General features: G+C 63.4%; 21 protein-coding genes and 1 tRNA gene. 12 read left to right on the top strand and 10 right to left on the bottom strand.

Annotation, left to right across the window (positions count from 1 at the left end; all coding sequences use genetic code 11):
* Window positions 1-8: 8 nt before the first annotated feature.
* Both CP49_RS10100 and CP49_RS10105 read right to left on the bottom strand, forming a co-directional pair.
* On the bottom strand, window positions 9-1,718 hold the full coding sequence (locus CP49_RS10100; protein ID WP_057850119.1) for an FAD-dependent oxidoreductase: 1,710 nt from the start codon (window positions 1,716-1,718) through the stop codon (window positions 9-11).
* A gap of 83 nt (window positions 1,719-1,801) precedes the next feature.
* The gene (locus tag CP49_RS10105) at window positions 1,802-2,020 is read right to left on the bottom strand and encodes a hypothetical protein (protein ID WP_057850120.1); all 219 of its coding nucleotides are present in this window, start codon (window positions 2,018-2,020) and stop codon (window positions 1,802-1,804) included.
* Window positions 2,021-2,604: 584 nt separating this feature from the next.
* On the opposite strand from CP49_RS10105, the gene CP49_RS10110 reads away from it, so the two are divergent.
* The 3 genes from CP49_RS10110 (at window position 2,605) to CP49_RS10120 (ending at window position 3,938) form a co-directional block, all read left to right on the top strand.
* Window positions 2,605-2,679 (top strand) — tRNA-Thr (locus tag CP49_RS10110).
* Between the two features lie 114 nt (window positions 2,680-2,793).
* Window positions 2,794-3,141 (top strand): DUF3024 domain-containing protein, encoded by a 348-nt coding sequence (locus CP49_RS10115; RefSeq protein WP_057850121.1) that lies wholly within the window; start codon window positions 2,794-2,796, stop codon window positions 3,139-3,141.
* A 293-nt stretch (window positions 3,142-3,434) separates the two neighbouring features.
* Window positions 3,435-3,938 (top strand): hypothetical protein, encoded by a 504-nt coding sequence (locus tag CP49_RS10120; RefSeq protein ID WP_156438238.1) that lies wholly within the window; start codon window positions 3,435-3,437, stop codon window positions 3,936-3,938.
* Between the two features lie 217 nt (window positions 3,939-4,155).
* Here CP49_RS10120 and CP49_RS10125 read toward each other — a convergent pair whose 3' ends face one another.
* Window positions 4,156-5,196, bottom strand: coding sequence for an HD-GYP domain-containing protein (locus CP49_RS10125; RefSeq protein WP_057850123.1), 1,041 nt, complete (start codon window positions 5,194-5,196; stop codon window positions 4,156-4,158).
* Window positions 5,197-5,448: 252 nt separating this feature from the next.
* Here CP49_RS10125 and CP49_RS10130 point away from each other — a divergent pair, with 252 nt between their 5' ends.
* Complete coding sequence (locus tag CP49_RS10130; protein WP_420807599.1) at window positions 5,449-6,471, top strand: glycoside hydrolase family 16 protein; 1,023 nt, start codon at window positions 5,449-5,451, stop codon at window positions 6,469-6,471.
* A gap of 12 nt (window positions 6,472-6,483) precedes the next feature.
* Window positions 6,484-7,947: a GH1 family beta-glucosidase gene (locus tag CP49_RS10135; RefSeq protein WP_057850152.1), complete on the top strand. Its 1,464-nt coding sequence runs from the start codon at window positions 6,484-6,486 to the stop codon at window positions 7,945-7,947.
* Window positions 7,948-7,962: 15 nt separating this feature from the next.
* Here the strand turns inward: CP49_RS10135 and CP49_RS44470 are convergent, their stop codons facing one another.
* Window positions 7,963-8,196 carry a hypothetical protein gene (locus CP49_RS44470; protein ID WP_156438240.1) on the bottom strand — a complete coding sequence of 78 codons (234 nt, stop codon included), beginning with the start codon at window positions 8,194-8,196 and terminating at the stop codon, window positions 7,963-7,965.
* Window positions 8,197-8,297: 101 nt separating this feature from the next.
* Between CP49_RS44470 and CP49_RS10140 the strand changes: the two genes are divergently transcribed.
* Both CP49_RS10140 and CP49_RS10145 read left to right on the top strand, forming a co-directional pair.
* Window positions 8,298-8,618 carry a helix-turn-helix domain-containing protein gene (locus CP49_RS10140; protein ID WP_057850124.1) on the top strand — a complete coding sequence of 107 codons (321 nt, stop codon included), beginning with the start codon at window positions 8,298-8,300 and terminating at the stop codon, window positions 8,616-8,618.
* A 225-nt stretch (window positions 8,619-8,843) separates the two neighbouring features.
* Window positions 8,844-9,569, top strand: a complete 726-nt coding sequence (locus tag CP49_RS10145) for an outer membrane protein (protein WP_057850153.1) — start codon at window positions 8,844-8,846, stop codon at window positions 9,567-9,569.
* Between the two features lie 34 nt (window positions 9,570-9,603).
* Here the strand turns inward: CP49_RS10145 and CP49_RS45865 are convergent, their stop codons facing one another.
* Entirely contained in the window at window positions 9,604-9,891 is a 288-nt protein-coding gene (locus tag CP49_RS45865; RefSeq protein ID WP_197423065.1) for a hypothetical protein, read from the bottom strand.
* Here CP49_RS45865 and CP49_RS10150 point away from each other — a divergent pair.
* Window positions 9,797-11,917, top strand: a complete 2,121-nt coding sequence (locus CP49_RS10150; RefSeq protein ID WP_057850125.1) for a methyl-accepting chemotaxis protein — start codon at window positions 9,797-9,799, stop codon at window positions 11,915-11,917. The genes CP49_RS45865 and CP49_RS10150 overlap by 95 nt on opposite strands.
* Before the next feature lie 149 nt (window positions 11,918-12,066).
* A complete protein-coding gene (locus CP49_RS10155) occupies window positions 12,067-13,128 on the top strand; it encodes an MBL fold metallo-hydrolase (protein WP_057850126.1) in 1,062 nt (353 codons plus the stop codon).
* 33 nt (window positions 13,129-13,161) lie between these two features.
* Here the strand turns inward: CP49_RS10155 and CP49_RS10160 are convergent, their stop codons facing one another.
* On the bottom strand, window positions 13,162-14,547 hold the full coding sequence (locus tag CP49_RS10160; RefSeq protein ID WP_082645953.1) for a malonyl-CoA decarboxylase: 1,386 nt from the start codon (window positions 14,545-14,547) through the stop codon (window positions 13,162-13,164).
* Between the two features lie 32 nt (window positions 14,548-14,579).
* A complete protein-coding gene (mdcA, locus tag CP49_RS10165) occupies window positions 14,580-16,250 on the bottom strand; it encodes a malonate decarboxylase subunit alpha (RefSeq protein ID WP_057850127.1) in 1,671 nt (556 codons plus the stop codon).
* Between the two features lie 113 nt (window positions 16,251-16,363).
* Here mdcA and CP49_RS10170 point away from each other — a divergent pair, with 113 nt between their 5' ends.
* From CP49_RS10170 to CP49_RS10180, 3 genes are all read left to right on the top strand, one after another.
* The gene (locus CP49_RS10170) at window positions 16,364-17,242 is read left to right on the top strand and encodes a LysR substrate-binding domain-containing protein (RefSeq protein ID WP_057850155.1); all 879 of its coding nucleotides are present in this window, start codon (window positions 16,364-16,366) and stop codon (window positions 17,240-17,242) included.
* 144 nt (window positions 17,243-17,386) lie between these two features.
* Window positions 17,387-18,616: a 5-aminolevulinate synthase gene (gene hemA / locus CP49_RS10175; RefSeq protein WP_057850128.1), complete on the top strand. Its 1,230-nt coding sequence runs from the start codon at window positions 17,387-17,389 to the stop codon at window positions 18,614-18,616.
* Window positions 18,617-18,784: 168 nt separating this feature from the next.
* Window positions 18,785-22,300: a PAS domain-containing hybrid sensor histidine kinase/response regulator gene (locus CP49_RS10180; protein WP_057850129.1), complete on the top strand. Its 3,516-nt coding sequence runs from the start codon at window positions 18,785-18,787 to the stop codon at window positions 22,298-22,300.
* Window positions 22,301-22,392: 92 nt separating this feature from the next.
* Here the strand turns inward: CP49_RS10180 and CP49_RS10185 are convergent, their stop codons facing one another.
* The 3 genes from CP49_RS10185 to CP49_RS10195 form a co-directional block, all read right to left on the bottom strand.
* Window positions 22,393-23,064 (bottom strand): response regulator, encoded by a 672-nt coding sequence (locus CP49_RS10185; RefSeq protein WP_057850130.1) that lies wholly within the window; start codon window positions 23,062-23,064, stop codon window positions 22,393-22,395.
* 188 nt (window positions 23,065-23,252) lie between these two features.
* Window positions 23,253-25,385 carry a DUF294 nucleotidyltransferase-like domain-containing protein gene (locus CP49_RS10190; protein WP_057850131.1) on the bottom strand — a complete coding sequence of 711 codons (2,133 nt, stop codon included), beginning with the start codon at window positions 25,383-25,385 and terminating at the stop codon, window positions 23,253-23,255.
* 38 nt (window positions 25,386-25,423) lie between these two features.
* A complete protein-coding gene (locus CP49_RS10195; RefSeq protein ID WP_057850132.1) occupies window positions 25,424-26,044 on the bottom strand; it encodes a hypothetical protein in 621 nt (206 codons plus the stop codon).
* Window positions 26,045-26,170 lie beyond the last annotated feature (126 nt).

Genomic DNA, 26,170 nt, shown 5'->3' on the forward strand with positions numbered 1-26,170 from the left:
TCATCAACCTATGGCGCCGGCTTCGCGCTATCGCTCAGAAAGCCATGCAGCGCGGCCACCACCTGTGCGCCCTCGCCGATCGCGCCGCCGACGCGCTTGACGGAGCCGGAGCGCACGTCGCCGACCGCGAACACGCCGGGCACCGAGGTTTCCAGCGGCGACGCCGACGGCCCGTCTTGCTGTTTGCATTGCGCCCCCGTCACCACGAATCCACCGCGGTCGACCATGACGCCGCAACCTTCGAGCCAGCCGGTGGCAGGATCGGCGCCGACGAAAAGAAACAGATTGCGGATATCGAGCGTGTATTCCTCCGGCGCCAGGCGGCTGCGCCAGCGCACACGCGCCAGCGACGCGTCGTCGTCGCCTTCAAGGCCGATCACTTCGGTGTTGAACATCAGTTCGATGTTGGGCGTCGCCTCGATGCGCTCGATCAGATAGCGCGACATGCTGGCGCCCAGCCCGCCGCCGCGGATGATCATGTAGACCTTGCGCGCATGGCCGGACAGGAACACCGCGGCTTGTCCGGCGGAATTGCCGCCGCCGACCAGCACGACATCCTGACCGGCGCACAGCTTCGCCTCGATCGGCGAGGCCCAGTACCAGACGCCGCGGCCCTCGAATTTTTCGAGATTCTCGATTCCAGGCCGGCGATAACGCGCCCCGCTCGCCACCACAACGGATTTGGCGCGCATCATCTGTCCGCAGTCCGTCGCCAGCGCAAAGAGGCCGTCGTTGCGGCTGCAATCGAGCGAGCGGATCGAGACCGGGATCATCATGTCGGCGCCGAATTTTTGCGCCTGGTTGAAGGCGCGCCCCGCAAGCGCCTGGCCCGAAATGCCGGTCGGGAAGCCGAGATAATTTTCGATCCGGGCACTGGCGCCGGCCTGGCCGCCGAACGCGCGCGCGTCGAACACGGCGACCGACAATCCTTCGGAAGCCGCATAGACGGCGGTGGCGAGGCCCGCCGGCCCGCCGCCGACCACCGCGACGTCGTAGAGCTTTTCATGATTGTTGTCGCCGATCATGCCGATCGCGTAGGCGATCGCCGGCTCCGACGGGTTGCGCAGCACCCGCCCGTCAGGAATCACGACCAGCGGCAGATCGGCGCGCGAAGTGGCATAGCGCGCGACGAGGTCGGCGGCGTCCTTGTCGGTGGCGGGATCGAGCACATAATGCGGCTGGCCGTTACGCCCTAGAAAATTCTGCAGCCGCGCCATGTCGCCGAGCGAGGCCGGGCCGATCAGCACCGGACCGCCGACGCCGCCCTGGATCAGGCTGACCCGGCGCAGGATCAGTGCGCGCATGATGCGCTCGCCGAGCTCGGCCTCGGCGACCAGAAGCGCGCGCAATTGATCCGGCGGAATCAAGAGCGCTTCGACGTCGCCGCCATCGGCGTGGCCGTCGACCAGCGCAACGCGGCCCGAGAGCTGGCCGATCTCGGCCAGAAACTGTCCCGGCCCCTGATCGATGACGGGAGTGACGCGGCCGAGGCCGTCGCGCTGGGTGATCGCGACATGGCCCGACAACACCACGAACATGCCGGGGCCGACCTTGCCGGTCTCGAACAGGGCTTCGCCGTCTTTATAGCTTCGCAGCTCCCCGAACCGGCGCATGCGCTCGATCTCGTGATGCGTCAGCGTCGGAAAGGTCTGCTCGTGACGGGGAAATGCGTAGGCGTTGGGGCCGGTCGCCGGACCGGCCGTGGTGTCTGCACTCATTTTGTCGCCGCCTAAAAAAGAAACAGAACGCTGCAGAGAGCGCGCCTTGCCACCCGGCGAGCGATTCGGGATTTCCCGCTGCGCTACTGGCCAGACTTTTCTCCGCTGGCGTCATCTAGGGAGGCATCGGCACTTTCGGAAGATGCACCGACATCGCTGCGTCCGCGCGCCTGCGACTTTCGCCGCTTGAGATTTTCGCGTAGCGCCAGCTTCAGCCGGTCGCGTCGTGAATCCTTCACATCCGCGCCGGTCTTTCCCGCAGCCTTATCTTGATTGTCCTTCATCGCCAGTCCGTCGAACACGCCTTGATCGAAACGGCGTCAGGGTACGCCGTCGCCGGAAGATTGTGGATTTCGATCATCCATACCGCAATCATGCGCCCGGCACATCGGGCGGATGGCCGAACAGCTCCTTCACCGAGGCCGGATCGAGCTGATCGATGCCCTCGAATTCCTCGGAAGGCGGTGGTAGGTGCATCGCTGCACCGGACTCAAAATTGCGAAAACGACCCCATGCAAAGTAGGAATGGGCCTTACGTCATCCGAAAACGCAAGACCTGGTAGGGTGTGGACTCATGAAAGGGCAGCATGCCCGGGATTGGGCCGGGCATCACGAGAATTGGAGCGAACTGGAGACCAGGCGGCTTACGCCACAAATATTCGACAGGCTTGCGCGACCCGCAGTCCGGCCGCTCAGGACGAGATCGGGAACCAGAGCAAGGCCCAAACTTGCCGAATTGCCCGATGTCGCGATCCTCAGCGCCGGTTTTTCACGATTTTGGGCTCTTTCCGGCCCGCCCGCGTGCTTGCGCCGGAGAGGCCCTTGTGGCAAGAACCGGCCGCCTAGTGGGCGGCCATTTGGACCGATTCCCCTCGATACCGGGCATGCTGCCGTAGCTCAGTGGTAGAGCACTCCATTGGTAATGGAGAGGTCGACAGTTCAATCCTGTCTGGCAGCACCATTTTGCTTCGATATCAAACCCTTGCCAACAACATAGGTTGGCTCTCTTCGATCCTTGCCTATTCAGCAAGAAGCCGCAAGATCGCTAGGACGGGTCATTCCAATCAAATCAACGATGACACTCTCTGAGTTTGAGATTAGGCGCTGTGAGAAGTTGGTCGCCGAGTTCATATCAAAGCGGCGCCCACCGCCGCATATTCGTCCTCAGCTTGACCTCGCATTCCGTATCAACGGACAGAGCATCGAGATATTCGAGGTTCGCCCCGACTGGAGGGATAAAAACAGGACACTTGAACAGCCCGTAGCCAAGGCGACCTACAACAAGCGCAAACTCAATTGGAAAATCTTATGGCAACGCGCCGATCTCAAATGGCACAGCTATCAGCCACGTCCAGAGGTTACATCAGTCGAGGAATTTTTGGATGTAGTTGAACACGACGAATACGGATGCTTCTTCGGCTAAGCTGAAGCGCCAATTCAATGACCATTGGTCACTCAATCCGCAAACAAGCCGGAGCTAACCTCTCCACAAAGCATCTCCGAACCGATCTGCAAAGGATGGGTCTGGCAGCAGCAACTCGAGCGCTTGCTCCGTTGACGTCTAAATCGATGCCGCTGACAATGAGATCAAGGCGACCTCCATGAGTAGCGGCGCGGCATTTGGAGGCGTTTGAAAAGGCGTTTTATTGGATGTGCAACTGGGAATCCGAAATCGCTAGGTCTGATAGTAAGCGACGAACGGCGGAGTACGATTTGTTGCTGGAGACGTTCCCCAATTTGGAAGATTTTGATCTGGTAGGCACAAAGCATTTTGTCCTACATGACGATAAACCGATTTGGGGATTAGATGAGGCAGTCGATCGATATAAAGAAATCTCGAAATTTCTTGTTCTCGATCGATTCCATGACCAATTCGCTTCGCGTGCCTTGCTGTTTGGAGATCAGGAACTTGAAATATTCCGCAAGCGAATGCGAGCATACAGGGATAGGCGACTGCGGGACGATCTGAAGATTGCGATGACCTGTTTTGACAAGCGACGCGACGATCAAGAGGATTTTTACGAAGATAACGAGTATCAGGTCACGCCGTTGTGGCAGCCGCACCGCGCCTTTTCACCTGAAGATCAATTTGGAATATTTTATAAGAAACTGAATGAGTACGGAGTGTACTCGTTCTTCGCGGCAGACGACGATAAAACGTATCATTCGTACTATCGGAGCGATGCCTCGTTTTCGAATCAGAGCGTCTTGATGCCCTGATGAGAATTTATGGGAAAAACCGGCGATCAGCGTTCGCCTGTCGCGAAAACTGAAGTAAAAAGAGCACGTTAGCTTGGATTGTGACCTCCATTGGTAATGGAGAGGTCGACAGTTCAATCCTATGCAGCACCATCCATTTCCAACAAATTGCCGGCCTCAGTCGGGAAACCCGCCCGGGATCGCGATCACTCCGCGTGACTCATCGGCAGCCGTTTGTTCACGCCCCCAGCGCGACCTTGCGGAACGCCCTGACCAGCGCCCCCTCCAGCTTCCCCTCCATGCCGCAGAGGATCTGGTAGGCGTCCTGCCGGGACATCGGCGGCCTGTAGGGCCTGGACTCGACGAGCGCGGCGAAGATATCCGAGATCGTCAGCAATCGGACCAGATCGGAAATCTGCGAGGCCGCCAGTCCGTCCGGATAGCCGGAGCCGTCAAGATATTCATGATGGTGCCGCACGCCGTCCAGAATTTCCGGACTGATGCCCGATACGCCCTTGAGCAGATCATATCCGATCACGGGATGACGCCTGATGATCTCTTCCTCCTCGGCGTCGAGGCGTCCCGGCTTGTCCAGGATCGACAGCGGGATACGCGCCTTGCCGATGTCGTGGAGGGTCGCCGCCATTCCGAGCCGCGAGACGTCCCCGTCGGAGAATCCGACATCGAGGCCGAAGGCGACCGCAACACCTGTTACAAGCAGGCAGTGCTGAAACGTACCCTCATGATAGCGACGCACCTCGTCGAGCCACGACGAAAGCCCATCCTTCCCGACGCGGGTGATGATCTTCGACGTCGCGCGCTTCGCATCGACAAGCTTCAGTGGCCTGCCGCGGCGCACATCCGAAAACATCGAGGCGAAGGCCGCCGCACCTTGGTCCATCTCCACTGCCGGATCTGCAGCGTTGTCTTCCGCGGCCGCTTCCGCCGCTTCGATCTGCGCAACCTTGAGAATGGCCTCCTTGGGACGCGAAATCACCGAGGTCGCGCCGAGCGCATGGGCCTGCGCAACCATCGAACGGGAAAGGTTGTGAACGACGAACAGCTTCTCGGGAATGCCGGCAAGCTCGTGCAAGATGAACTTGAGCTGATCGACGCGAGGCATCTGCCGCAGGTCGATGTCGACCATCAGCACGCCATGCGACCTGATCCCGGTGCCGTCGCCGCCCAGCACCCAGGGGACCACGGCATGTTGCGGTTCGAGCATGGCGCGAATCGCCGGTAACTTCGTCGGTTCGTCTGTGACAAAATAGACGAGCATCCAAGAACTTCCGTCCGCCGTACTATTTGAGGTAGCTACCCTTCAAAATTGAAGCACTGAAAAGATAATGAACTATCTGCCGGTGATTCCGGACAACGAACCCCGCACTTGGCGCCATCGGCATCTCAAGCATTAATCAACCTCAAACTTGGCTACCTTGCCGTTAAGCATCTACCTCGTATAACTACGTACCTCGAACAGGTGAATATGTCGGTCGGGCTCTGAAGGGTCGTCAGATCGAGGGCATTATCAGTGAGTGACCTCCTGTCGTCTCGAAGCGAACCGGGAACCGAGAGATTGACGCTGTGCGCCTTGGCCTCGATCGGCTGCCTGTTCGCCGCCGGCCCGGCGTTCGCGCAGGCCGATCTCGCCGCCGCTACAACCAAACTCACGCTGCAGGTCGCGACCGCCATGCTCGGCGAACAATGCCGCCGCATCGAAGCGCCGGACCCCGCGTCGCTTGCTTCGGTATCATTGCACCGAACCTTCCACGATGATTTCGACGCCCATCCCCTGCTGGACCAAAGATGGGCGTCGTATTACGCCGGCGGCCCCACCTGGCCGGAGGCGCGCTATTGGGGCGGCGAAGGCTCCGACTTCAGGCGCAAGAGCACCTATAATGGCGAGCAGCAGATCTATGTCGATCCGCGCTATGGCGGGCTGGAAACAACGCCGCTGGGCCTCGATCCGTTCAAGGTCAAGGACGGCATACTCTCGATCATAGCCAGCCGCACCCCGCCGGCGCTGAAGGCCGTGCTGTTCAACAATGAATATATTTCGGGCATCCTGACGACGCAGGGCCGGTTTGCCCAGCAGTATGGATATTTCGAAATCCGCGCCAAGATACCGGTCGGCGTCGGCGTGTGGCCGGCGTTCTGGATGCTCGCCGATGACGGCGGCTGGCCGCCGGAAGTCGACATCATGGAGGGCCGCGGGCAACGGCCGGGCGACATCGTGATGACGACGCATTGGCGGATACCGGAGACGCAGCGCGTGGAACGCTGCGGGTTCGACTTCATTGTGCCGGACGCCCCGACCGCGTTTCACGACTACGGCGTGCTGTGGCAGCCGGATCGCATCACCTATTTCATCGACCGCCGGCCGGTCTCCGAGATCAAGGTCCCCGTCGGCTTCGGCGTGCCCATGTATATGATCGTAAACCTCGCCATGGGCTCGAAGACTCTCGAGGCCGTGGGATTCGTCGACGGCGAGTCGCCCGCGATCGTCGCATTCGAGATCGACAGGATATCCGCCTACCAGATCGACGAACGCTGACCGGAGATAATGATGTTCGGAAAATTCTCGCGCCGCCATTTTGCGAAGCTTGCAGGCTTGTCGGCGCTCGGAATGGCGGCGCAACCCTCTGACGCCGCGGCGCAGCCGGCAGCCGAGCGGCCCGCGCCTGCGAGTTTTCCGAAAGACTTCGTGTGGGGCACCGCCACCTCGGCCTATCAGATCGAAGGCGCGGTGAACGAAGACGGCCGCGGCCGCTCGATCTGGGATACGTTCGCGCACACGCCCGGCAAGATCGAGGACAAGACCACCGGCGATTTCGCTAACGATCACTACCACCGCTACAAGGAAGACATCGGCCTGATCAGGGAATTGGGCGCAAAGGCCTACCGGTTTTCGATCGCGTGGCCGCGGGTGTTTCCGGAAGGAACGGGTAAGCCGAACCCCAAGGGCCTCGACTTCTATGACCGCCTCGTCGACGAACTGCTCAAGCAGGGCATCGAGCCGTATGCGACGCTCTATCACTGGGATCTGCCGCAGGCGCTGGAAGATCGGGTCGGCGGTTGGCGATCCAGCGAAACGTCGAAAGCATTCGGGGATTATGCCGGCCACGTGGCGGCGCGTATCACCGATCGCGTCAGGTCGATCTTCACGATCAATGAAGCCGGAAGGTTCGTGAATTTCGGTTATGGATGGGGCATCGACGCCCCCGGCCTAAAGCTGCCGGATGCGGAAGTAAATCAGGTCCGCCACCATGTGGCGCTGGCGCATGGTCTTGCGGTGCAGGCAATCCGCGCGCATGGGCGCGCGGGCACCAAGGTGGGTCCGGCCGAAAACATCGCGGCCTGCGTGCCCGCGTTCGACACGCCGGAAAACGTTCGTGCCGCCGAGATCGCGACGCGCGAATTGAACTCGGGCTTGCTCGGCGTCATCCTGGAGGGCAAATACACCGACGGGTTTCTGCAGTTCGCCGGCAAGGACGCGCCGAAATTCACCGCCGACGAACTGAAGATCATTTCGCAGCCGAACGATTTCGTCGGCCTCAACATCTACGCGCCGCAATTCTATATCGCCGCTTCCGACAAGCCGCCGGGCTGGAGCGTGCTGCCGTTCCCCGCCTCGTTCCCGCACATGAATTCGGAATGGCTGCGCGTGGGACCGGAGACGATCTACTGGGCGCCGCGGCTGGCGGCAAAGGTCTGGAACATCGAGACGATCTACATCAGCGAGAATGGCACCTCGTCGGAGGACAAGCTTCGCGCCGACGGCCAGGTCTACGACCTCGATCGCATCATGTACCTGCGCAATTATCTCAGGCAATTGCAGCGCGCGACGTCAGAGGGCGTGCCGGTGCGCGGCTATTTCCTCTGGAGCCTGATGGACAATTTCGAATGGATCTATGGCTACGAGAAGCGCTTCGGGCTCTACCATGTCGACTTCGAGACGCAGCGCCGGACGCCGAAACTGAGCGTCGCCTTCTATCGCGACGTGGTGGCGCGGAATGCGATCGGCGTCTGACGCCGGCAGCCGGCCTCAATACCTCGCGGCCTGCCGGATTGACGCCGGGACCTCGGTGATGGGCCGCTGCTGGCCGTCGATTGCCACAGTCGCGGCGGGTTCATGCGCCAGCTTGCGTGATGATTCGTGACTGACGAATACGCCTGCAGCCGTGAGCATCAGCACGACATAAAGGGCGAACATGCCGCCGACCCATTTCCAATAAATCCGGCGGGCGTCAGGGGTAAGGCTTTCAAGTAATCGGCGCATGGTTACCTCCTCATCAGGAAACCTAATGGGCTGCGTATAGCCCCCACGCCAGATACGGTGTGTGACGCACTTCACAGATGTTGATTAGTAATGGAGAACCCGTGACCGGAGCGGAATTGAAGAAACTTCGCGAGCATCTCGGTGAGGCCATTGGCCAGCCGCTGTCGGTGGCCGACATGGCCAAACTCTGCGGGCTGCCGCCCGCTGATGGCGCCGACACCATCCGCAGATGGGAGGTCACCGGCCCGACCGGACCCGTGGCGGAGCTGCTGCGCATCCTGGCGATGGCCAGCGACCACTATCCGATCCTCGAAATGTTCAACGTGTTCGACCGCCACGACGTCCCGGTGAAGGACCGCCCCGCCCGCCGGCAAGCCTTCCGCGAGCAGATGCGCAGCGACGTACGGCGCCGCATTGGTTAAGCAAAGCTTGCCCGGAGGCTTTGCGGGACCTCGAAAATTAAGCCTTTCCTAACCTTTGATTAGGCCTTCATTAAGTACAAAAAACGTTTGTCTGCCAATAGGTTGGGTTCGCCCCCGCTGTCGCCTCCAGGTGACAGCATTTTAGGTAAATGCCGTCTATGTGCGTGGGCCATGGATGGCGCCCTGCACGAGGGTGTCGCCGAACGGTTTTCGGAGACCAACACAATGAAGAAGATCCTCGCAGCCCTCGTGGCCATCGCAGCCCTCACCGCCGCCGCGCCCGCCCTTGGCGCCGATCTTGGTGCGCGCTCCTACTACAAACAGCCGCCCGTCTATGCGGCGCCGCTCTACAACTGGACCGGCTTCTATCTCGGCGTCCATCTCGGCGGCGCCTTTAGCGGCAGCCACGACTTCAACGGCGCGGTGCTGAGCGATTCCAGCGCCCGGCTGCTCGGCGGCGTTCAGGCCGGCCTCGATTGGCAATTCGCGCAGAACTGGGTGCTCGGCACCGAGGGTCAGTATTCCTGGCTCGGCAAGAACAACCTCTCCGCCAGCTTCCCCGGCGGTTACGTCTACACCAACGATCAGCGCGGCCTCGGCTCGGTCACGGCCCGCATCGGCTACACCTGGGGTCCGGGCCTGCTCTATGTCAAAGGCGGTTACGCCTATTCCGACAACCGCGAGAGACTGACCCTGGCCGGCGCTCCGATCCCCTTCCTGCTCGATGGCAACCACAGCCACGGCTATACCGTCGGCGCCGGCGTCGAATACATGCTCGCCCCGAACTGGTCGGTTAAAGGCGAGTACATGTATTACGACTTCGGCAGCAGCCGCTTTGTGAGCCCTGGCGCGCTGACGCCGTACGGAAACTTCCACAATGACGACCACACGCTGAAGGCCGGCGTCAACTATCGCTTCAACTTCGCCAGTCCGGTGGTGGCGCGCTACTGAGCGCTTTCAACTGCGAATTGCGGAAGGCCGGCTTTCACACGCCGGCCTTTTTTATTTTGGCTTTTCGACCTGCGTTTTCCGGTTCACGGAAAAAATCTGCTGCAACAAACCTGTGCAGCAAAAAATTATGGCGAAAAAAGTCTCGTTTTTCCAAACTTGTTAACCGGGTATCGCGATACTGCCGCGCGAGGAACATCCCAAGGTAGCGTAGACGGGGCAGCGGGCAGATGGCGTTACGATCGAAATTGAGTCTCAAGGGTTTTGGCGTCAGAGGCAGTCTGTTTGCCGCCTTCGCCGTCATCGCCGGCATGGCGATCGTCATCTCGGCCGGCGCCGGCCTGATGCTCGGGCGGCTTGGCGGGACGATGGTGGACTTAAGCGGACGGGACATTCCCCGCCTCGCCGCCAGTCTGCAACTGTCGGCGCAGAGCGCGAGCCTCGCCAGCCAGGGGCCGGCACTGCTGGCCGCACGCACCGAGGCTGCGCTGAACGATCGAACCATGAAAATGAAGGAAACCCAGGCGGTCGCGCTGCAGAAGCTTGGCGAGATCGTCGAGCTCGGTGCCGACAAGGCGGTCGTTGCGGCGCTCACCGAGAACATGAAGAACATCGATGACGTGATCAAGAGCCTCGGCACGGCCGCGCGCGAGCGGCTCGAACTGGGCGCCCAGCACGAAAAACTCTATGAAGCGGTGCGCAAGGCGCAAAGGCGCTTCATTTCCGCCGCCGCCCCCGCGGCGATCGACGGTCAGACCGAACTATACAGCATCTACGCCGCCCCTCTCTTCGTCCAGAACGATGCCATCAAGGGCCACAAAGCCGCCGACCAGCTCGGCGACATCGCCGCCAGCGGCAATCTGATCGCGTTCGACATGATCGCCGCGCTTTCGACCAATAGCGGCGACACGCTCGAAACCATCGGTAAGGAATTCCGCACCGCGCAGGCGCGCGTGAAGGCGAATCTCGAATTGCTGCCCAAGACCACGGCGATGAACGTGGTTCGGAAAGCAACCCTGGACTTGCTGGCGCTCGGCGAAGGCAAGACCGGCGTCTTCAAGGTCCGCCAGCAGGAGCTGGACGCGGACGATTACGGCCAGACTATCCTGGAAGAGACCCGCAAGCTCAATGTCGGCCTCGGCATCAGCGTGCAGCAACTGGTCGACGCCGTGCGGAAGGAAACCGACGCCGCGGCCTGGCAGGCGCGCCAGGAGATTTCGTTCGGGACCATGGTCATGCTCGCCCTCGGCGTAATGACGCTGGTCGGCTCGATCCTGTTCGTCTGGCTCTATGTCGGCCGCAACATCCTGCGGCGGATCAGCAACCTGCAGCACTCGATGCAAGTGCTGTCCAGCGGCGACCTCGATTCGGAGGTCTATCAGAGCCATCAGCAGGACGAGATCGGCGCCATGGCGGACTCGCTGCAGGTGTTCCGCGAGAGCATGATCCAGAGCCGCGCGCTCTCTGCCGAGCAGGACAAGGACCGCATCGTCAAGGCCGAGCGCGCCAACCGCATGGAAGCCCGCATCGTCGAGTTCGAAAGCACCGTGCGCAACGCGCTCGAAAGCCTGCAGACTGCCGCGAGTTCGATGCAGTCGACCGCGAAGAGCATGTCGGCGACCGCTGATCAATCCAGCGCGCTGGTGAGTGCGGTGGCGACGGCCGCCGAGCAGACTTCAGCCAACGTGCAGACGGTGTCGTCGGGCACCGAGGAATTGTCCTCCTCGATCGAGGAAATCGGCCGTCAGGTCATCACCTCGGCGGAGATCGCCCGCAAGGCGGTCGACGACGCCGGTGCGACCGATGCCACCATGCAGGGGCTAGCGGACAACGCCGCGCGGATCAGCGTGGTGGTCGATCTGATCCAGACCATCGCCTCGCAGACCAACCTGCTGGCGCTGAACGCCACCATCGAAGCCGCGCGCGCCGGCGATGCCGGCCGCGGCTTCGCCGTGGTCGCCTCCGAGGTGAAGAGCCTCGCCAACCAGACCGCAAAGGCGACCGACGAGATCCGCCAGCAGATCGTCAGCATGCAGACGGTGACGACATCGGCCGTCAGCGCAATCAGGAACATCAGCAACACGATCAGCGAGATCAACGAGGTGACCACCGCGATCGCGGCCGCGGTCGAGGAGCAGGGTGCGGCGACGCGCGAGATCGCGCGCAACATCCAGCACGCCGCCGGCGGCACCAGCGAGGTCTCCAGCAATATTGTCGGCGTCTCCAGTGCCTCGACGCAGGCCGGAACCGCCGCCGGTCAGGTGCTGACCGCCTCCGACGCGCTGCGCCGCGAGGCCGACGTGCTGCGTGAGGAAATCGACGTGTTCCTGTCGAACATCCGCGCGGCGTAGCAGCCACATACGCCGTCATTCCGGGATGGTCCGAAGGACCAGACCCGGAATCTCGAGATTCCGGGTCTGGTGCTTGCGCACCATCCCGGAATGACCGCCAGCACTTTTTTCGGCTAGCGCCGCGCCGCCTCTGCCGCTAAGCCGGTAGCATGCATTCGAAAACCGACACGGTGCAGTCCTCGGCCGAGGCACTGCGATACCCCTTCGAGAACCACCCCGGCCACGATCAGGTCGTCGAGGTGGTGCCCGGCGTGCTCTGGGTCCGCCTCAAGCTGCCGTTCCGCCTCAACCACGTGAACATCTACCTGCTGGCCGACGGCGACGGCTGGGCGATGGTCGATTCCGGATTCGGCAATGAGGAATCCATTGCGGCCTGGACCACCCTGTTCGAGGGCCCGCTCCGGCATGTGAAGATCACGCGGCTGATCGTCACCCATTCGCATCCCGATCATGTCGGGCTGGCGGGCTGGATCGTCGAGCGCTTCGACTGCCCGCTGCAGATGTCGCAGGTCGAATATCTGCAGTCGGTCTATCACCAGAACCGCGGCACCGAGGAGCGGCGCAACGCGCAGCGGCTGTTCTTCCGCCGTCACGGCATGGACGAGAGCCTGACCGACAGGCTGCTCGGCCGCGGCCAGGACTATTTGAAGCGGGTTTCGGTGCTGCCGCCGTCCTATCGCCGCATCTCGCATGGCGACGAGGTCGTGATCGGCACGCGGCGTTTCAAGGTGATCACCGGCGGCGGCCATGCGCTCGACCAGGTGATGCTGTACTGCGCCGCCGACAAGCTGTTCCTGTCAGCCGACCAGGTGCTGAGCAAGATCTCGCCCAATGTCAGCGTCTGGGCGGTCGAGCCCGACCAGAACTCGCTCGGGGAATATCTGGCCTCGCTGGCGAGCCTCACCACCACGCTGCCTTACGACGTGATGGTGCTGCCCGGCCACGGCGTGCCGTTCTACGGGCTGAAGACCCGCATCAAGCAGCTCGCCGATCATCACGAGGATCGCTGCCGCCTGATCGCGGAAGCCTGCCGGGAAGTGCCGCAGACCTCGAAGGAGCTGGTGCCGGTGGTGTTCCACAAGCACGTGCTGGACGAGCACCAGATGGGCTTTGCCGCCGGCGAACTGGTCGCCCACGTCAACTACATGCTGGTCGAGGGCCGCCTGACCTCGGAGGTTGCCGAGGGCGTGCTGCGGTTCCGGACCACCTGACCGGCCGGCATGCGCCGCCTCACTAACGGACCGCTAGATGCTGGCGGACGACTCACGGCGTTGCCGGGCTACTAGCAACGCGTCGACGTCAGACGACCGCACCACCGTCCCGTCATGGGCGAAAGTCTCGTGGTTGGCCTCGATCGTCCCGTGGTCGTAGAGGTAATTGACCATGATACCGAAGGATTCCTCGATGCCGCGCGGCGCGGCATTGCCGAGCCAGTTGATGCGCTCCAGCCGCGCGCCGTTGCCGAGATGGAAGCGCGCGACCGGATCGATCGGCGGCTTCGATGAGACCTGGCGCGTCAGGTAGGTCGCGCAATGACGCATCAGCCAGGGACGCAGCGCCTCGCTCCGTGACGCGTCGCGCCACCACCCGTCGGTCTTGAGTTCAGCCAATGCCGCCGTCTCGGCCTCGCCCGCGTCTGCCAGCGCGCCCGTCAGCCAGCGTCGAAAGCCCGGTACCGGCGACAGAGTGGAGAAACGGGTCAAATGCGGCAGCTCGGCCTTCAACTCCTCCACCACCTGCTTGATCAGGAAATTGCCGAACGAAACGCCGCGCAGGCCGTCCTGGCAATTCGAGATCGAATAGAAGATCGCGGTGTCCGCGCGCTGCGCCCGTTGCCGCGCAGCGTCATCATCGCCGTCCTGGACCAGCAGCGGCTGCACCGCTCCAGCAAGCCCCTGCACCAGCGCGACTTCAACGAAGATCAGGGGCTCGCCCGGCAGTGCCGGATGAAAGAAAGCAAAGCAGCGGCGATCGGGCGCCAGGCGGCGGCGCAGATCATCCCAGCCCTGAATCTCGTGCACCGCCTCGTAGGCGATCAGCTTGTCGAGCAGCGCTGCCGGCGACTGCCAGTCGATCCGCCGCAGTTCGAGAAAGCCGCGGTTGAACCAGGATGCGAACAGATGCTTGAGATCGCCATCCAGCGACTTCAGCGCCGGCTCGTCGCGGAGATGCGCCGTCAGCTCCTTGCGCATGGCGACGAGTGCGCTGGTACCGCCGGTTGCCATGTTCATTCGCCGCAACAGCTCCTGCCGCGGCGGATCGGCTGCCTGTGCCAGCTGCGCTGCGCTCTCGGCCGTGGCGCCGGCAAGATAGGCTTGCGCGGCCACCCGCAGCGCGGCGGCGTCGGGCAGGAAGTTGGTGGCGAGATGGCGGTGGAAGTGGCGGCGATCGTCGGTGTCGAGGTCCCGCAGGACGTCGTGGAGTTCGCGCGCGACCACCGCGCCGGAGGCTTCGCCGCGTTCCGACAGCAAGGCCGCCGCGAGCCGTTTCGCCTGATCGAGCGGCGCGATTGCATCGTGCGCCGATCCGGCCTCGGCGCTGCTGCGCAGGCCGAGCGAAATCCGAAGCCGCTCCAGCCAGGACGGCCCCGGCTGCGCGTCGCGAAAACTGCTGGTTCGGACGTTCTTCATGACGCTATCCTTCTGCGGAATGGATCGTCGGCTTAGTGGACGTCGGCCGTTGCGGGCTTTGCGACTGACGGCCGAAGGAATTTCGCCGGCGGCGCGTAAAGTCCGCCGGAGCAGGCGACGAGATCGCCGAGCGTCTGCGCGGCGAGCAGATCGCGATTTGCCGTTGTTGTGTCGATGCCGAGATCGGACGGCCGCATCACGATGCCGCGCCTGCGCAAATCCTCGGTCACGCCGGCCGACCCCGCGCGCCCGAATTCGGTGTCACCGGCAATGGCGCGCAGCGCCGCCGCGCGTTCCTCCGCAGAGCGGCAAAGCAGGAGATTTGCGACACCTTCCTCGGTGATCACATGCGTGACGTCATCGCCGTAGATCATCACCGGCGGCAATGCGAAGCCCGCGGCCGCCGCCAGGTCGAACGCATCCAGCCGTTCGACAAAGCTCGGCGCGCCGGTCGGCTGCCGGGTCTGGACCATCTGCACGACCAGCTTGCGCCCGCGGATGGTTTCGCCGGCCTCCCTTCCCGCGCGCAACCAGGCCGGACTGTCGTGCCGCCTGCCGCGCGCATCGGCGCCCATATTTGGCGCGCCGCCGAAGCCGGTGATTCGGTCCTTCGTCGCCGTGGAGCTGTTACCCCCAGCGTCGATCTGCAGGGTGCCGCCGATGAAGAGGTCGCAGGCATATTGCCCGGCGACCTGGGCCAGCGCGCGGTTCGAGCGCAAACTACCGTCACTGCCCACCGGAAACACGTCGGCACGCTCCGACATGTATCGCTCCATGCCGAGCTCGGAGCCGAAGCAATAGACGTTGTCGACGAAGCCGGCCTCGATCGCCGGAATCAGCGTCGGATGCGGATTGAGCACGAAGTGTCGTGCGACCTTTCCCTTTAATCCGCGCGCCGCGGCGAAGGTCGGAAGGATCAATTCGATCGCTGCCGTGGCGTAACCGATGCCGTGATTGAGCCGCTGTACTTCGTAGGGCTCATAGACGGCGGCAATCGCCATCATCGCCATCAGGACGTTCTGGTCGCGAACTTTTGCGGGATCCCGCGTGAACAGGGGCTCGATGAGGTATGGCTTTGGGCCCGGGACGACGAAGTCGACCCAGTCGCCGGGAATGTCGACCCGCGGCAAGCGATCGACGATCTGATTGACCTGTGCCACCACGATCCCGCCGCGGAAGGCGGTCGCCTCGCTGATGACAGGCGTGTCCTCGGTGTTCGGACCCGTGTAGAGGTTGCCGTCGCGGTCGGCCTTGTCGGCCACGAGCAACGCAACGCGCGGGGTCAGGTCGACCAGCATCCTCCCGTAAAGTTCGAGATAAGTGTGGATCGCGCCGATCTTCAGCGAACCCGTCGCGACCAGTTCGGCGAGCTTGCGGCTTTGCGGGCCGGAGTAGGCAAAGTCGAGCCGGCTGGCGATGCCGCGCTCAAACACCGCGAGGTGATCGGGCAAGGCCAGCACCGACTGCACCATGTGCAGATCATGCAGCCGCGCAGGATCGGCTTTGGCGAGTGCCGCAGCGAGAAAATCGGCCTGCTTCTGATTATCGCCTTCGACCGCGACGCGGTCGAAGGGCTCGATGACAGCCTCGAGCAGCGCCGTGGCGCGATCGGGCGGACAGATTTTTCCGTCGCCGCAGACCGATTGAGCCCTGCGCAGGCGATCGCCGCGGTTTGTGGATCTCCGGGTCGGTTGTTGTGACATCGTGAGCCCTTTTCGATGGTCCGGGATACCGATGCCCAAACGTAGGGACGGGACATTGATTACAGAAACAATATTTTGTAATATGATTGATCGTAAAAGACGATCAGTTGGCCATGCTCGAATTCGATCTCCTCCGCACCTTCGTCGCAGTGGCCGATTGCGGCGGCTTCCACCGTGCGGCCGAACAGCTCCACCTGACGCAGTCGACGGTAAGCCAGCAGATCAAGCGCCTCGAACTCGAGACCAGGCGGCCGCTGTTCCGTCGCACCACGCGGACGGTCGCGTTGACCGACGACGGCGAGATGCTGCTGGATGACGCGCGGCGCCTTTTGCAGCTCGAAGAAGCGGCGCGGCGCCGCCTCAACGCCCCGCAACTATCCGGCATGGTGCGCCTGGGCGCGGTCGAGGAAGTTGCCAGCGGTTCGCTGCCGCCCGCGCTCGGCCGCTTCGCCAAATTGCATCCGAACGTGAAGCTCGAGGTCCAGATCGGCGTCAGTTCCGAGCTGATCGGACAGCTCGACGCCGGACGGCTCGACGTGGTGCTGGCCAAGCGTCCGATCGGCACATCACGCGGGCGTCTTGCATGGCGCGAGCCGCTGTTGTGGACCGCCGCAGACGCCTTCGAGCTCGCTCCTGGGGCCCCGTTGCCGCTGGCGCTGTACCGCGAGCATTCGGTGTCCCGTGAGGCGGCGCTTCAGGCGCTGCGCACCAGCGATCTTTCCTGGGAGATCGTCTACACCAGCCCCAGCCTGACCGGCGTCCGCGCCGCAGGCCTGGCCGGGCTTGCCGTCACCCCCTTGCCCGTCAGCGCCATCGTCGGCGGGTTGCGCGTTCTCGGCGCGGCGGAGGGCCTGCCGCGCCTGCCGGATCTCGAATTCGCGATCTTTGAAAGGGATCGGCCCATGGCAGCAGCGGCGGCGCTGGCTGCAACGCTCTCAACTCTTGCGCCCGTTGCAGATCATCCCGCTCGCGGGGCCAAGAAGCGCAGCTAGCGCATTGATCCCGATCAACATTTACTCCGCCTAGGTAGCATCCCGGAGCCGCGCTCAAATGTGGGATTTCGCGTAGACACCAAAGCTGGAAAAGCTCTAAAAAGAGCCCACGCCAATCCGGCCGGTTCCGTTCCAGGTCTAGTGATGGATTACAGCAAATTCTTCAGCACCGCCCTCAACCGCCTGCATGACGAGCGGCGCTACCGCGTTTTCGCCGACCTCGAACGGATCGCAGGACGCTTCCCGCATGCGGTCTGGCACTCCCCGAAGGGGCAGCGCAATGTCGTGATCTGGTGCTCCAACGACTACCTCGGCATGGGGCAGCACCCCAAAGTGGTCGGCGCCATGGTGGAGACCGCGACCCGCGTCGGCACCGGCGCCGGCGGCACCCGCAACATCGCCGGCACCCATCATCCGCTGGTGCAGCTCGAACAGGAACTGGCGGATCTGCACGGCAAGCAGGCTTCCCTGCTGTTCACCTCCGGCTACGTCTCGAACCAGACCGGCATCTCGACGATCGCAAAGCTCATTCCGAACTGCCTGATCCTGTCGGACGCGCTGAACCACAATTCGATGATCGAAGGCGTCCGCCAGGCCGGCTGCGAGCGGCAGATCTTCCGCCACAACGATCTTGCGCATCTGGAAGATCTCCTGGTCGCGGCGGGTCCCGACCGGCCCAAGCTGATCGCCTGCGAGAGCCTCTACTCGATGGACGGCGACGTCGCCCCACTCGCCAAAATCTGCGATCTCGCCGAGAAATACGGCGCCATGACCTATGTCGATGAGGTCCATGCAGTCGGCATGTACGGCCCGCGCGGCGGCGGCATCGCCGAGCGCGACGGCGTCATGCATCGCATCGACGTGCTCGAAGGCACGCTCGCCAAGGCCTTCGGCTGCCTCGGCGGCTACATCGCGGGCAACGCAGAGATCATCGATGCGGTCCGCTCCTACGCGCCGGGCTTCATCTTCACCACCGCGCTGCCGCCGGCGATCTGCTCGGCTGCCACCGCTGCGATACGGCATCTGAAAACCTCGAACTGGGAACGCGAGCGCCACCAGGACCGCGCCGCCCGGGTCAAGGCGATCCTCAATGCTGCCGGCCTGCCTGTGATGTCGAACGACACCCACATCGTGCCGCTGTTCGTCGGCGACCCCGAAAAGTGCAAGCAGGCGTCCGATATCCTCTTGGAGGAGCACGGCATCTACATCCAGCCGATCAACTATCCGACGGTGGCCAAGGGTACCGAGCGGCTGCGGATCACGCCCTCGCCCTACCATGACGACGGCCTGATCGACCGGCTTGCGGAAGCGCTGCTGCAGGTCTGGGACCGCCTCGGGCTGCCGCTGAAGCAGAAATCGCTGGCGGCCGAGTAGCCCTACCCGCCTAATCGCTGGAATTTCGGCCGGTAGCGCGGTGCGCTGCCGGCCCAAAGCGTTTATACTGCCCTCTTCCGGCCATATGTTCCGGCTTTGGCGCTCGCGTCCGGCCAGTGTGAAGGAAAGCACGTCCGCATCAAGTGCCGGACAGGGAGACCCGCAGCGATGCTGCACGATTGGGGCGTAATCGCCGCCGCGTTCGCCTATATCGGATTACTGTTCGTCGTCGCCAGCTATGGCGACCGCCTGTCGCCGAGCCAGCGTGGCCGCGCCAGCATGCTGATCTATCCGCTGTCGCTGGCGATCTATTGCACCTCCTGGACCTTCTTCGGTTCAGTCGGCTTCGCCACCCGCACCAGCGTCGATTTCCTTGCGATCTATGTCGGCCCGATCCTGATGATCGGGCTTTGCACGCCGCTGCTGCGGCGCGTGATCCAGCTCGCCAAATCGCAGAACATCACCTCGATCGCCGACTTCATCGCGGCACGCTACGGCAAGAGCCAGGCGGTCGCCGCCACCGTGGCTGTCATCGCGATTGTCGGCTCGGTGCCTTACATCGCACTGCAGCTCAAGGCGGTGGCGTCCTCGCTGGAAACGATCCTGAGCGAGGACAAAGTGTTCTTCTCCTCGATCCCGATCATCGGCGACATCGCGCTGGTCGTGACCCTGGCGATGGCGGCATTCGCGGTGCTGTTCGGCACCCGCCAGACCGACGCCACCGAGCACCAGCACGGCCTGATGCTGGCGATCGCCACCGAATCCATCGTCAAGCTGGTGGCCTTCATCGCCGCCGGCGCCTTCGTCACCTTCTGGATGTTCACGCCCGTCGAACTGATCGAACGCGCGATGAAAACCCCGGAGGCGGTGCGCGCCATCAGCTACGTGCCGTCGATCGGAAATTTCCTGACGATGACGCTACTGTCGTTCTGCGCGATCATGCTGCTGCCGCGGCAATTCCACGTCAGCGTGGTCGAGAATTCCAGCCCTGAGGAGGTCCGCCGCGCACGCTGGCTGTTCCCGCTCTATCTGGTCGCCATCAACCTGTTCGTGATTCCGATCGCAATCGCCGGTCTCGTCACCTTCCCGTTCGGCGCCGTCGAGAGCGACATGTATGTGCTGGCGCTGCCGATCGAGGCCAATTCCGCGCTGCTCAGCATTGCCGTGTTCGTCGGCGGCCTATCGGCCGCGACCGCGATGGTGATCGTGGAATGCGTCGCGCTCTCCATCATGGTCTCCAACGATATCGTGCTGCCGATGGTGCTGCAGGGAAGCCCCGGGGCACGCGACGGCAGCAAGGCTTTCGGCGACTTCCTGCTCAAGATACGGCGCTTCGCGATCTTCGCCATCATGGTGATGGCGTATTTCTATTATCGCGCGCTCGGCAATACCCAGTTGGCTGCGATCGGCCTGTTGTCGTTCGCAGCGCTAGCGCAACTGGCGCCGGCCTTCTTCGGCGGCCTGTTCTGGCGGCAGGGAACCGCACGCGGGGCGATGGGCGGCATGCTGGTCGGCGTAGCGGTGTGGTTCTACACGCTATTCCTGCCGAGCTTCCTGGAAGGCAATCCGGCCGGTCTCTTATTCTTGCAGCAAGGCCCGTTCGGCATCACGGCGCTGCGTCCGCAAGCGTTGCTCGGCACCGATCTGCCGCCGCTGATGCATGGCGTGTTCTGGTCACTCTCGCTCAACATCCTGACCTATGTCCTGATGTCGCTCGCGCGCCAGCCATCCTCGATCGAGCGGCTGCAGGCCGACCTGTTCGTGCCGAACACGCTGACGCCGATTGCCCCGACCTTCCGGCGCTGGCGCACCACGGTGACCGTGCAGGACATCCAGAGCACGGTGGCGCAATATCTCGGTCCCGAGCGCGCGGCCCAAGCCTTCGAGAACTTTGCCGCCGATCATCCCGGCCATCTCGATCCGGCCGCGCCCGCTGATTTCGAGTTGCTGCAGTACGCCGAACGCCTGATCGCCTCCTCGATCGGGGCAGCCTCCTCGCGCCTGGTGATGTCGCTTCTGCTGCGCAAGCGCACCGTCTCCGCCAAGGCTGCCCTGAAGCTGCTCGACGATTCCCACGCGGCGCTGCATTTCAACCGCGAAATCCTGCAGACCGCGCTCAACCATGTGCGCCAGGGCATCGCGGTGTTCGACGCCGATCTGCAGTTGATCTGCTCGAACCGCCAGTTCGGCGAAATTCTTGCGCTGCCACCACAGCTCGTGCAGCTCGGCATTCCCTTGCAGGAAATCCTCGAATTCATGGCCGCGGTGAGCCCTCCCGGCGCCGGCGATCCCGACACGCTGCTGGAGCGGCGGCTGGACGCCTATACCACCGAGGGTGCGCCCTATCTGGAGCGCCTGCCCGACCGTCACATGGTGATCGAGGTCCGCTCCAACCGGATGCCGGGCGGCGGCTTCGTCATCACCTTCTCCGACGTCACACCGAGCTTCGAGGCCGCCGAAGCGCTGGAGCGCGCCAATGCGACGCTGGAGAAGCGCGTGCGCGACCGCACCGAGGAGCTCACGCGCCTGAACTCAGAACTGGCGCAGGCCAAGAGCACCGCCGAGGACGCCAACATCTCGAAGACGCGGTTTCTGGCGGCCGCCAGCCACGACATTCTGCAGCCGCTCAATGCGGCGCGGCTGTACGTGACAAGCCTCGTCGAGCGGCAGAACGGCGGCGAGGATTCGCGCCTGGTCGAGAACATCGACGACTCGCTGGAGGCGATCGAGGAGATTCTCGGCGCGCTGCTCGACATCTCGCGGCTCGATGCGGGGGCGATGACGACCTCTATCAGCAGCTTCAAGATGGCCGACCTGATGCGCTCGCTCGAGATCGAATTCGCGCCGATCGCCCGCGCCAAGGGGCTGGACCTGACCTTCGTGCCCTGCTCGCTGGCGGCGCAATCCGACCGCTCGCTGCTGCGGCGGCTGTTGCAGAATTTCATCTCGAACGCCATCAAATACACCCCGCGCGGGCGCGTTTTGGTCGGCTGCCGCCGCCACGGACAGTCGCTGCAGATCGCAGTCTACGATACCGGCGTCGGCATTCCCGTGACGAAGCGCAGCGAGATCTTCAAGGAGTTCCACCGCCTCGAGCAGGGCGCGCGGATCGCGCGCGGCCTCGGCCTTGGCCTCTCGATCGTCGAGCGACTGGCGCGCGTGCTCAATCACGGCATCGCGATCGACGCCAACGTCAGCGGCGGCTCGGTGTTTTCGGTGACGGTGCCGATCGCCAAGGCGATCAACCATACCGCCGCCGTCACCAGCGCCACGCCGCTCTCCAAAACGCCGATAAGCGGCGCGCTGGTCGTCTGCATCGAGAACGATCCCGCGATCCTCGACGGCATGAAGACGCTGCTGACGGCCTGGGACGCCGAGGTGATCGCGGTGGCCGATCCCGAGGCCGCGATCGCGGCGATCGAATCCTCAGATGGAGGCGTGACCGGCCTTCTGGTCGACTATCACCTCGACCGCGGCAACGGCGTCGCCGCGATCCGCGAGATCCGGCGCCGCTTCGGCGAAAACATTCCCGCCATCCTGATCACGGCCGATCGCAGCCCGAACGTCCGGGCGGCCGCGCGCGAGGAGAATATCGCGATCCTCAACAAGCCGGTAAAGCCGGCCTCGCTCCGCGCTTTGCTCGGCCAGTGGCGGGCGCAACAGATGGTGGCGGCGGCGGAGTAATACACACCGTCATTCCGGGGCGATGCGTCAGCGTCGAACCCGGAATCTCGAGGTTCCGGGTTCGCTTCGCGCCCCGGAACGACGTGCCCTGATTACCCCGTCGGCGTACCCTGGCGCCACTGGCCGCCGGAGATTTTCGCCGCCGCGATCACGGCCTGGGTGCGGCTTTCGACGCCGAGCTTCTGCAGGATCGCCGAGACATGCGCCTTGATGGTCGCCTCCGACACCCCGAGCTCATAGGCGATCTGCTTGTTGAGCAAGCCCTCCGACAGCATCATCAGCACGCGCACCTGCTGCGGGGTCAGCGTCACCAGGCGATCGCGCAGCCGCGTCATGTCGGGGTCGTCGGCCGACGAGAGATCGGTGTCCGGCGGAACCCAGACGTCGCCCTCCATCACCTTCATGATGGCATCGCGCAGCGTCTCGACCCCGAAGCGCTTGGGAATAAAGCCGGAGGCGCCGAAATCCAGCGACCTTCGGATCGTGCCGGCATCGTCGCTGGCGGACACTATCACCACCGGAATCGCCGGGTATTGCGCGCGCAGATAGATCAGGCCGGAGAAGCCCGAGATCCCCGGCATGGTGAGATCGAGCAGGATCAGGTCGACGTCGGAGTCCCGTTCGAGCAGCGCGGTCAGATCGTCGAACGACCCGGCCTCGCTGATGGCCGCCGATGCAACGACGCTGGCAACCGCCTGCCGCAGAGCGTCGCGGAACAGCGGGTGGTCATCGGCGATGACGAGGTGGGTATTGGCAGCAGTCATTTACTTCTTGCGAAAAGCGTTGCGGCAAACCGGTGACGTTTTCGGTAGGCCTGCCAAGCGGTTTTGCAATTGTCCCCTGCCCGGCAGTCGCATGCAAGCTCGCAATCTTCTCACGCGGTAAAGCAGTTAATTGCCAGATTTGTGCACATTTGTGCACCGCAACAAGGTTTCTGCATTCACAATCAAAATCAAACCTTGAACAGGAGATTGCGGGTCAACTCATCGACAGCGGTCACCGCCTGAAGCGCTGCGCGCAATCGATCGCGGTTGCGAGGCGACAATTGCTTGACGGAGACCGCGTTGGTGGTCGGTGTTCCCTTGGCGATATCCTCGATCTGCTGCGACAGGATGAGATCGAGAAATACGCCCTGGGCCTCGACCAGCGCATCAAGATCGGTCTCGCTCACGTGAGCGAGCGCCTTCACGCCAGCGAGCCGCGCCGGCGTCGATCGGTCCATCAGGTGGTAGCGGATTGCCATGGCCCGCGCCGCGGCGACAATGCCGAACAACCCGGCCGCCTTGAGGTCGATGCGACCGCCCTCGGTGCGAATACCGCCGAAAAGTTTCAGGCTCGCGGGGATGCTGATGCCTTCGACCAAAAGCTTGGCGAACGCGACCTGACCTTCGGCCGCAGCGTAGGCGGCCTGCCTCACCGCGACGGCAAGACTGCCATCGCCGTGGACGGCGCGCAGGTCGAAAAAGATGTCGACGGACAGCAGATCCGCAGGATTGGAGCGTGTGATCCAGTGGTCGATCCGGTCCCGCCACGTTGCGACCGAACCACGCCAAGGCGCGTTCTTCGCCATCACGCCACCCCTGCAATAGGGCACGCCGACCTCATGCAGGATGTCAGCGACATGTGTCCCGAGCGCGGCGAACCAGCGATCCTCCTCGCTGTCAGGCTCGCCGCGTTCGAAGATCACCGCATTGTCCTGGTCCATCGCGAGCAGGCTTTCGCCGCGGCCGGCCGAGCCGAGCACGATCATGGCATAGCCGCACGGGGGATCGCCCCGGCCACGCCGCCGCATGATCCGCTCGGCGATCACGGCGGCCTGCCCGGTGAGCGCGCCGAGTTCGCGGGAAATCACTTCCGCGATGTCGCGGCCGGAAAGTCCTTCCGTCATCAGAGATTCCGCGACCCGCGGCAGCTTGGCCCAGGCAAGCGCCAGGGCGTGCGCGTCCGCGGCATCGTCAATCTCTTCGCCGAGCGAAATGGCCTCCCCGGCGCGTAACCGCAGCAGGTCCCGCGCGGACAATGCCCCGATCACCCGGCCGGCTTCGTCGATGACGCCGAGATGGCGGGTCTTGAGACGGTTCATGCGGCCGATGGCGCGATAGACAAAAGCGTCCGCGGAAACCGCTGCGAGCGGCCGGCTCATGATCTCTCCGACCGGCAAATCGAGCGCGGCGGCGCCGAAGCGGGCGATCGCGCGCAGCACGTCGCGTTCCGTGACGATGCCTGCCTCCGCGGCCTTCACGTCGCCGGAAGCAGCGTTTGGCGCCACATATACCGCCGATGTTCTCTCGCTCGCCAGCCGCGCGAGGGCGTCGTGGACCGAAATGCCGGATGCCACAAAGACCGGAGGCATCCGCATGATGTCGCGATTGCGGTGCCGATAGGCGTAGATGTCGAAACGTTTCAGCGTTCGTTCCGCATCGGCGCGTTCCGGAGCTTCGACGGCCTGGATCCAGCCGCTGCGCGCTTCATCGTCGAGGACAGAGGTAAGGGCGAGGCAGGCCCGTTCGGCCTCGGCGATGGTACGGATGCCGTGCTCGCGCAGCTTCGGCACCAGCGCCAGAAACACCCGGGCCGCCGTTATGGCATCGCCAAGCGCCGAATGCCGATCGACGACGTCGACACCCAGCCAGGCGGCGAGTTCGTCCAGCGAATAGCCGGCCAGTTCCGGAGCGGCGATCTGCGCGAGCTGCCGCGTGTCAAGCGTGCGCGGTCGTATCCACGGCAGGCCGGCGAGGTCGCATTCGCGCTTCAGCACCGCAAGGTCGAACCCGACCGCGTGCCCAATCACCAGTGCCCGGCCGAGAAACGTATTGAAGCGTGGCCAGACACCGGCAAACGGCGGCGCGCCGGCGACGGCCGCATCGTCGATGCCGTGAATGCGCGTCGCTTCGGCGGGGATCGATTGACCGGCCGGCCGCAGCAATTGACGGAAGGATTCGCCGGCAACCAGCTTTCCGGCCGAGAGTCGCACCCCGGCAAGCTCGATCACCCGCGCCTTGCGCGGATCAAGTCCGGTGGTTTCGGTATCGATGACGACAGCGTCGAGCGATAAAAGCGGGGCGCCGCCACTCGTCCTGTCCATCGCCTCTCCTGCCGGTCGCCGCGTGCGATCGATCGAGACTATGCCACGGCGCCCGCGATCAATGCCCGTTCCAGCGCGGCCCTGTCCATGCGCGCAATCAATTCGTCATGAATGTTGCAAAGGCTGACACGAAGATAATTGCGCGTGGTCTCGAAATCCCGGCCACGCAGCTTTTCGTGGATCGGCATCATGGCAAAATAGCTTTCCGCCAGCGGCTCCGGAATGTCCATCACCCGCTTGGGCGCATGGCCTCCGACCAGATCGAGCCGATGCGCAAGATCGCGACGCGCTTCAAGCCAGGCCGCTTCTCCAATGGACGGAGGGACCGGATAGCGGTCGAAAACCGAAAGAACGACAAGGGTTAACTGGTCGAGAAATTCCCGGCGCCGGGCCCCGGCTTGAGAAGCCAGAACCCCCTCGACCATTTCGCCCACCATCGCGAGGCCGAGCGGAAAGGCCCTCCAGCGAGCGTACTCGACCGATTGCGCAAACCCCTCTTCGGCGAACAGGACCTTGGCGTAGTGGCCTGCGCGGGCCCGGGAATATTCGTAGATGCCCTTTTGCACGATGAAGGCCGACTGTGCGTCGATGAAGTCCGCAAGCGCCTCCCGGTCGCGGATCGGTGGACGGGGACGAAACAACTTTTCGAACAGCTTCATCGCGGTCTCATCGAGCTCAGGTTACGTCGTCAGCATACCCTATCCGCTTCACGACAAGTCCAATGTTCTCAGCTCATCTCTGTTAGCAGATGCAACAATTTCACACCCCCCGAAAGTATAATTAAG

This window comes from Bradyrhizobium valentinum, from assembly GCF_001440405.1.
Lineage (GTDB): Bacteria > Pseudomonadota > Alphaproteobacteria > Rhizobiales > Xanthobacteraceae > Bradyrhizobium > Bradyrhizobium valentinum.